The organism is Prevotella sp. MGM2 (genome assembly GCF_002933955.1).
Classification (GTDB): Bacteria; Bacteroidota; Bacteroidia; order Bacteroidales; family Bacteroidaceae; genus Alloprevotella.
Genome location: NZ_BEWW01000163.1, coordinates 1 through 6,813, shown reverse-complemented (window position 1 = coordinate 6,813; position 6,813 = coordinate 1). Strand labels below are relative to the sequence as shown.

Sequence of the window (6,813 nt, the reverse complement as noted above, 5' to 3'; positions counted from 1 at the left end):
CCACAAATTTAACACTTTTCTCAAAATTCAGTCACCGTGTTTTCGGCTTGACCCCTGATGTGCAAGTGTTAGCAATTTTATAAAATCTTGATTTAGAAAGATTTAGTACAAACCGCATTTTCTGCCGATAGCCAAAGTTAGCATTTGTTAGTTCGGAATTAGCACATTATCTTTGGTACAAATTTCGTGGATGTACCACAAAAAAGTACCACAAATGTACCAGCTTTTCCATCAAATATCAGCCGTTGTCTCCTGCCCCGGTCTTGCCATAGCGTCCGGAGCCTGTTCAGAGTGCCAACTCTCTGATATTTGCTATTTTGTACTAAATGTTTCCAAAAGATTCGGGGCGTGCAACAGCCTCGTTGCCGGATGCGTTGGAATGGTATGTGGTACACGTGTGGTACATTTCCCGGAATTTGTGGTACACGCTTTTTCGTGTACCACATCACGAGAAATTTTAATGTATCATTCTTAAAATCTTTTACTTATGGCAGGAATACCACAGATCAAGATTGTTTTCGACCGCCGCAAGAAGGCATCGGCCGTAAATCCCGGCACCGTTGAGATCGAGGTGTCGTACAACCGTGAGCGCGTCCGTCTCTCCACCGGCGTCGCTGTCCTCAAACAGCAGTGGAGCGGCAAGGAGGTAGTCAACCACCCTCAGGCCGACCATCTGAACGAACAGATACGCCGTGTCTATGACGGTATCCATGAGAAGATGTCGTCCATAGCCTCGACAAAGGGCGAATACGACCTGTCGCTTCTCAAAAAGGTCAAGAAAACAAAGTTACAGGGTTCGTCGGCAAGTTTCCTCGACTGGCTGGAGGAACGTATCGACATGCGCCCGGTCACGGAGTCAACACGCAAGCAGCACAAGGTGATGCTCAACTGCCTGCGCGACTTCGGGCTGATACGCTTTTTCAGCGACCTCACCCCGAAGAATATCAGACTATGGGACGATTTCATACGCAAACGAGTGACAGCCCAGGCCTCGGTTCATGGCTACCACAAACGTCTCAAGCCCTATATCGTGGAGGCGATACAGTTTGAGAAGCTGGAGTCCAATCCCTACGACGGCATGAGGATTTCCCGTGGAAAGTCGGAAGGCATAAAATTCCTTACCGAGGAGGAACGTGACCGCGTGGAAGCTCTCGAACTCTACGGCATGACGGAGAAAGTACGCGATATGTTCATCTTCTCATGCTACACGGGGCTGGCATACTCAGACCTTGTGAAGATAAAGAAGTCGGATGTGTTCAGGCAGGGCGAGGACTACTGCATACGCGACAAGCGTATGAAAACCGGTATGCCCTATACGATTGTGCTGTTGCCTAAGGCGATAGCCATACTGAAAAAGTATAATTACGACCTCAATCTGATGAGCAACCAGAAATGCAACGACCAGTTGAAGATAATCGCCAACCTTGCCAAGCTGCACATCAACCTGACAATGCACGTCGGCCGCCACACGTTTGCGACGTGGGCGTTGACAAAGGGTGTGGGTATCGAGACTGTGAGCAAGATGCTCGCCCATTCCAACGTGACAATGACCGAGAAATACGCCCAGGTGCTTCAGACGAGCGTCATACAGGGCTTCGGTAAACTCAAATAATATCTGCCGTAACGCCGATACAGCCGTCACTTCTTCCGGGAGGTGGCGGCTTTCTCTTTTGCCGACAGTTCAGAGCGTAGCCGCTCAATCTCCTTTGCCTGTTCATCAATCCGTTTTTCCAGACGTTCAAGCCGGTTATTCATCGGCCCCATGAAGGCGGTCATGTTCTTTATTATCTCCGCCATGTCAGCAAGGATATACGAAAATCGGTCAAACTGCGGAGGCTCAGGATCCGACTCCTGCTGCCGTGCAGCTGTCTCCTGTATCATACTTCCATTGCCGCTCCATATCCATTCAAAACTCAGGGGCGGATATATGCTGCAAAGGCTCTTGACAAAGCGTTCCGACACGTTGGATTTGCCGGTTATCACCTGCGACACGACGCTGGGATTGTAGCCCATCTTTTCCGCAATGGCACGGTTGGAGTTGAACAGCCTGTTGTCTTTCAGCCATTCCATCGCCTGTCTCACTCTTTCTCTTATGCTGTCCATAAACTTGCGTTTATATTTTCTAATAAATTTGATTAGGTATTTCCAATAATAACACTTCAAACAATCATTTAGCACGATTAGTTTGTTAGTGTTATTGCAACTACCTAATTTAGATTAATTATTTCTAATTGCAAAGATAATCATTTTTCTAAATATAGCTAATGGTTGCTAACAGAAAAAATGTCAAACAGCTTATAAACGGATACGACTATGAGTGAAGACCGACGCATAACAATGAGGCTCACGAGGATTGAGAACACCCTTGAAGAGATAAAGCGGAACATCACCGCACCAATGCCTCCTGACAGGAAGATAACCGTGCGTGAGGCGGCGGAGATCATGCACTGTTCAGACCAGCGTGTACGCGATGCCATACACGACGGATCACTTAAAGCGGAGCGTAACGGACGGCGTTTTTTCCTCTCTCTTTACGATGTGAGGGCGCGTGCCGGATACGCAACACTTGAAAAAAAACGGCAGACCTGATTCATTTAATCTTAAAGGACGAAATTATGACTACACAACAGATCAAGGAGATTGACTCCAAGTGCCTTAACGACTATCTCGCCACGCTACCCCATTCAGACCACCGTTTTTTCGTGACAGCGGTAGTAAGAGCCTGCGGAGAAGGCATCAAACGCAAGACATTCTACAACTGGAAAGCCGGATGCTGCTGCATACCCTCCTTTTGCAAGAAAGAGATAGAGAGGATTGCCGGATGTGTGGTGTTCCCGAAGGAACTCTATGTGACAGACCGCGATGTTGACACTTCATGTGGAAAAGCCTGAGGCTCACGCACCAACTCCTATATATATGTACCCCAAGAATATAAACAGCCGAAATGAACCGTTCATGGATACCCGTAATGCACTATCTCCGCAACGTGGAATGGCTCTACTCCGAGAGCCGGATGGTACATCTCTGGCTGGAGATACTTTTCCGCGTGCAGAGAACCAAAGGCACATACCCCATAAAAGGCACGACAATAAACATCCTGCCCGGTCAGTTCGTGGCCTCGACACGAAAACTGGCCGCCTCAATCGGAGCGGACAAAGACACAGTAGGAAGATACATGAGGATTTTTGAAGCGCAGAAGTGGATACGGCGACTTGAAATAGGCAACGCGACATTATACACGGTACTTGTCATGGATCAGATACCCGGCTTTTCAATCATGGCTCCACAGGATACAGCGGCTATCGGGGCTTCTTCAGAAGCTCAATCCCCCACAAATGGGGACACTTCTTCCGACACTGTTGGGGACACCTTTGGGGACATATATTATATAGATAATAATATAAATAAAAATTCTCTCTCCCCCGCGCGTGAAGGAGAAGTTTTTGAAATTTTTTCAAAGGATACGGCTTCGCTCGACGAAATAGCCGGAGCCTTGCACTGCGAAAGAAAAATACTTGAAGATATGCTTCCTGACTTTTTTCAGGAGTGCAGGATCAAGAAAAAGAATCATCCGACCGTGCAGGAGTGCAAGGATCATTTTTTCAACTGGGCCCGCGCCCGATTAGAACGAGAACGGAACAATGGCAAACCCCAAGAAAATAAACCCGGCGGAAGCCGTCAGGGAAATCAGAGAGGCCGCAGAACGCCGGTCAAACCGAACTGCGGACTTATCGAGAATTAGCGAATACAAGACGCTTTTCATGCAGTGTGCCGTTGCCGTCTGCCCGGGCTTCACAGTGAGGGAAGAAATGAAACCGGCATACAACGACATCGTTCACTGGGCGGTGATGGACTATGACGGCAACCTTGACCCGGACAAGGGGCTGCTTATCTGGGGCGACATCGGAACGGGCAAATCCACCATGCTGAAAATCATCAGGGAGTTTTGCTCCTTTGTGAGACCGCACATTGACGGCAACCGCTATTATTTCCGGATAGACAACGTGATTGATGTATGCGCCGCTTACGCCGATGAGTCAATATACGGAGGCTACCGGGGCATCAGGCAGTATATCGACAGTCCGAGGCAGGCGTTTGACGAACTTGGCAGCGAGACAGTGCCGACAGGAAGGTACGGCAACTTCGAGAATGTTATGCAGTACATCTTCCAGTCACGCTACGACAACCGCTACCACCAGTTTACCCATGCCACCACCAACTTCACGATTGACCAGATACAGGATGTCTATGGCGAGAGGATATACGACCGCTTCAAGGAGATGTTCAATTTCGTCGCCCTGCGAGGAAAGACATTCAGGATAAACACTCAAAAGAACATGGAAAAATGAAAGACAACGTACAAATCACACCCATAGATTGGGAACAGCGGAAATATGACCTTGCGGTCGCTCTGTATTATCACGACATACGGCTGTCGGATATAGTCACGCCGGAGAACCGTCTTGCACGGTGGCCAGAACATATTAGCGTCTCCGCAGAAATGGCAGTGGAAGCGGCCGAAGTTTTCATAAACGAATACCGCCGGCACGCGGTAATGGAAAGTGGGGAGAAAAGCCATGCGCCCTGATTTTCAAAGGATAGTCCCCGATTTGCTGTATTCGGTGATGGCGGCAAGAAAACTGCTCGGTATAAGCCATACGACGATTTACGAATACATGAGGCAATCGCCCCCGGTACTCCCGTACCGCCGCTCGGAAAACGGCTGGCACAGGCTGATACTCGGAAGCGACATAATCTTCCTGCTCGACCACCCGCAGGTCAAACGGGGAAGAAAACGGAAGAAACGGTAAACGGTACTGTCAGTTCCAGAGATACCACGGTGAGGGGCGTGGAGCGGAGAAGGCTTCGGAGAGGTCGATGGCGAGTAGCCATGCCTGGGTGCGTATGCCGTCCATGTCGGAGAGTGTCTTCGCATAGCGGCTCTCTCCTGCACCCGAAATCCTGCACCACTGCCGCGCGAATATGTCGGGTTGGAAAGCGTCGATGAACGACAGTATGTCGTCCACCAGCGAAGCCGGTTTACCACCGGTCATGTCGGCTGAGAAGCAGAACGGCACTCCGCTCTCGGTATTCCGCCGGAAATCGAAAGAGGTGATGTTGCCATCCCTCACGTTGGCGGTCACGCTCCAGCCGCATTTTGCGGCAACTTGGATTATGGTTTGTAAAATCATGTCAGTACACATTTATGTCTGCCACGTCCGGCATGGAGGTGGCAGACCGAATTTTGAAAAGTAAGGCTCTATTCACCGCATGGGTCAAAGTCAAGTCCCTCAAAGGCTTCAAGCAGAGTGCCGACCATAGACTCCGCGTCCTCCATGTCGGCTACAATATCCGAGATACGGTATGGCGCACCGTTCTTGCCGTGTCCGTCATCGCCAATCCAGAGATATGCTTCCTCATCGGGGTCATAGTTCTCGTAATATTCTCTCACTGACTTTATCAAAGTATCGGGGTCGGCATATCTCATTTCAGCCGAGAAATTAAAATCCTGCCCTGCCTTTGTGTACTGCGAGAACTCAAACAGCCATAAGTCAGTGTCGCGGTATCTTTCAGTATGGACGTGCCAGCCGTTAGCTTCGGCGCATTCGGTTATCTTGTCGATTATATCTTGTATATCCATATTCCTTCGGTGGAATGTCAGCCGTGGCACAACACCACGGCTGATGTGTTCGGTCAATCATAAAGGCGTTTCAAGAAGTCTTGAAGCCTCTCATCGCTTATCTGCCCTATGGGACATGGGGTGAAATACGGCATTTGTATCACTCGAATAATGCCGAAGCCTTGTTTGCGGTAGTCGAGTTCGACATCGGCAAGTTCGTTGAGCGACACATAGCCATATTCATCTTCGCCGAGTCCGACCACTATGCAGAAAAGGGTTGTATCGTCTCCCTCCTTGTTTCCTTCAAGCACAAACCAACGGATATTTCCGATAGTGAATATCGCCACGCATACAGCGTCTCTCTCCTTGCCGTCCTGCGAGTACAGAGGATAGTCCTTTATGGCTTCCTCAAATTTCGGTGTCAACAGTCTGTTCATAGTCAGTCAAATTCAATTTCATCTTCGTAAAGTTCAATCCTCGCGCCGCTACTTACCTCGATGATGAAGCGGTAGCCGTTCAGTCCTACGATTGTGCCACGGTGGTAGCCTCGCCACGGTGTCAGCAACTCGCACTGGCGTCCGTATTCGGGAAAATCGGTGTCGTTCATACGCTTTTATCCTTTAGTTCTTTATATTCGGGGTCATAGATTTCATCGCCGTTCATCAACGTGTCGTACATCATCGCCGCTCTACGTGCTGCCGTTTCGTTCCGCTCATCGTAATAGCCAGTTCGGTAGTTGACAGCGAGCTGACGGATATATGCCACGCACACTTTGAAAGCCTGCGACTGCAAGTAGCGGTGTATTGTGGCGAGTGCCTTTCCTGTGTTGGTTGCGGATTGCATTTTGCCGTTGACAAAGTTGTCAAACGCTACGACAAATTCCTTGTCGTTCTTGGATATTGCTATTCCGTTATAAATTTCCATATTCTTATGTTTTAGATTGTTGCCTGATTGTAGATTGAGGGTTCGGAGGTCACGTTGTAGATGTAGTTGCCACAGCGTACCAAAAGGCAGTTCTCGCCATAGTAGAGTTTTTTCATGCCCCTAATGGAGCCGGAGCGGTGGAAATTGGGGAACTGCCCGATATTGAGCCGTCTGCCCTCTGCTACTTTCATTCTTTTTACTCGCATAGTCATTTGATGTTTGAGTTAATTTTTCTCCCTTTTGTTTGAAGCTCTTTGAGCTTCTCCGGC

At 49.0% G+C, this 6,813-nt stretch carries 13 protein-coding genes; 6 read left to right on the top strand and 7 right to left on the bottom strand.

From position 1 onward, the window contains the following. The first annotated feature begins 487 nt into the window (after positions 1 to 487). Positions 488 to 1,612, top strand: a complete 1,125-nt coding sequence (locus C5S62_RS03795; RefSeq protein ID WP_104404125.1) for a site-specific integrase — start codon at positions 488 to 490, stop codon at positions 1,610 to 1,612. A gap of 26 nt (positions 1,613 to 1,638) precedes the next feature. Here the strand turns inward: C5S62_RS03795 and C5S62_RS03790 are convergent, their stop codons facing one another. After that, a complete protein-coding gene (locus C5S62_RS03790; RefSeq protein WP_133159484.1) occupies positions 1,639 to 2,103 on the bottom strand; it encodes a hypothetical protein in 465 nt (154 codons plus the stop codon). A gap of 210 nt (positions 2,104 to 2,313) precedes the next feature. Here C5S62_RS03790 and C5S62_RS03785 point away from each other — a divergent pair, with 210 nt between their 5' ends. The 5 genes from C5S62_RS03785 to C5S62_RS03765 all read left to right on the top strand — a co-directional run bounded on the left by C5S62_RS03785 (position 2,314) and on the right by C5S62_RS03765 (position 4,588). After that, on the top strand, positions 2,314 to 2,589 hold the full coding sequence (locus C5S62_RS03785) for an excisionase family DNA-binding protein (RefSeq protein WP_104404123.1): 276 nt from the start codon (positions 2,314 to 2,316) through the stop codon (positions 2,587 to 2,589). A 26-nt stretch (positions 2,590 to 2,615) separates the two neighbouring features. After that, positions 2,616 to 2,891, top strand: coding sequence for a hypothetical protein (locus C5S62_RS03780; RefSeq protein ID WP_104404122.1), 276 nt, complete (start codon positions 2,616 to 2,618; stop codon positions 2,889 to 2,891). A 53-nt stretch (positions 2,892 to 2,944) separates the two neighbouring features. Further along, a complete protein-coding gene (locus C5S62_RS03775) occupies positions 2,945 to 3,742 on the top strand; it encodes a hypothetical protein (RefSeq protein WP_104404121.1) in 798 nt (265 codons plus the stop codon). Positions 3,743 to 3,809: 67 nt separating this feature from the next. Beyond that, positions 3,810 to 4,349, top strand: a complete 540-nt coding sequence (locus C5S62_RS03770; protein ID WP_223301126.1) for a hypothetical protein — start codon at positions 3,810 to 3,812, stop codon at positions 4,347 to 4,349. Continuing rightward, positions 4,346 to 4,588 (top strand): hypothetical protein, encoded by a 243-nt coding sequence (locus C5S62_RS03765; RefSeq protein WP_104404119.1) that lies wholly within the window; start codon positions 4,346 to 4,348, stop codon positions 4,586 to 4,588. Before C5S62_RS03770 ends, C5S62_RS03765 begins: the two co-directional genes overlap by 4 nt. A gap of 232 nt (positions 4,589 to 4,820) precedes the next feature. On the opposite strand, the gene C5S62_RS03760 is transcribed toward C5S62_RS03765, so the two are convergent. The 6 genes from C5S62_RS03760 to C5S62_RS03735 all read right to left on the bottom strand — a co-directional run bounded on the left by C5S62_RS03760 (position 4,821) and on the right by C5S62_RS03735 (position 6,750). Next, entirely contained in the window at positions 4,821 to 5,192 is a 372-nt protein-coding gene (locus C5S62_RS03760; protein WP_104404118.1) for a hypothetical protein, read from the bottom strand. 68 nt (positions 5,193 to 5,260) lie between these two features. Beyond that, on the bottom strand, positions 5,261 to 5,641 hold the full coding sequence (locus C5S62_RS03755; RefSeq protein ID WP_104404117.1) for a hypothetical protein: 381 nt from the start codon (positions 5,639 to 5,641) through the stop codon (positions 5,261 to 5,263). Between the two features lie 53 nt (positions 5,642 to 5,694). Then, positions 5,695 to 6,057 carry a DUF2958 domain-containing protein gene (locus tag C5S62_RS03750; RefSeq protein WP_104404116.1) on the bottom strand — a complete coding sequence of 121 codons (363 nt, stop codon included), beginning with the start codon at positions 6,055 to 6,057 and terminating at the stop codon, positions 5,695 to 5,697. 2 nt (positions 6,058 to 6,059) lie between these two features. Next, positions 6,060 to 6,227, bottom strand: coding sequence for a hypothetical protein (locus C5S62_RS03745; protein ID WP_016278663.1), 168 nt, complete (start codon positions 6,225 to 6,227; stop codon positions 6,060 to 6,062). Continuing rightward, a complete protein-coding gene (locus C5S62_RS03740) occupies positions 6,224 to 6,544 on the bottom strand; it encodes a sulfide:quinone reductase (RefSeq protein ID WP_104404115.1) in 321 nt (106 codons plus the stop codon). The genes C5S62_RS03745 and C5S62_RS03740 overlap by 4 nt, the downstream gene beginning before the upstream one ends. Before the next feature lie 11 nt (positions 6,545 to 6,555). Then, on the bottom strand, positions 6,556 to 6,750 hold the full coding sequence (locus C5S62_RS03735) for a hypothetical protein (RefSeq protein ID WP_104404126.1): 195 nt from the start codon (positions 6,748 to 6,750) through the stop codon (positions 6,556 to 6,558). Between the last annotated feature and the right edge of the window lie 63 nt (positions 6,751 to 6,813).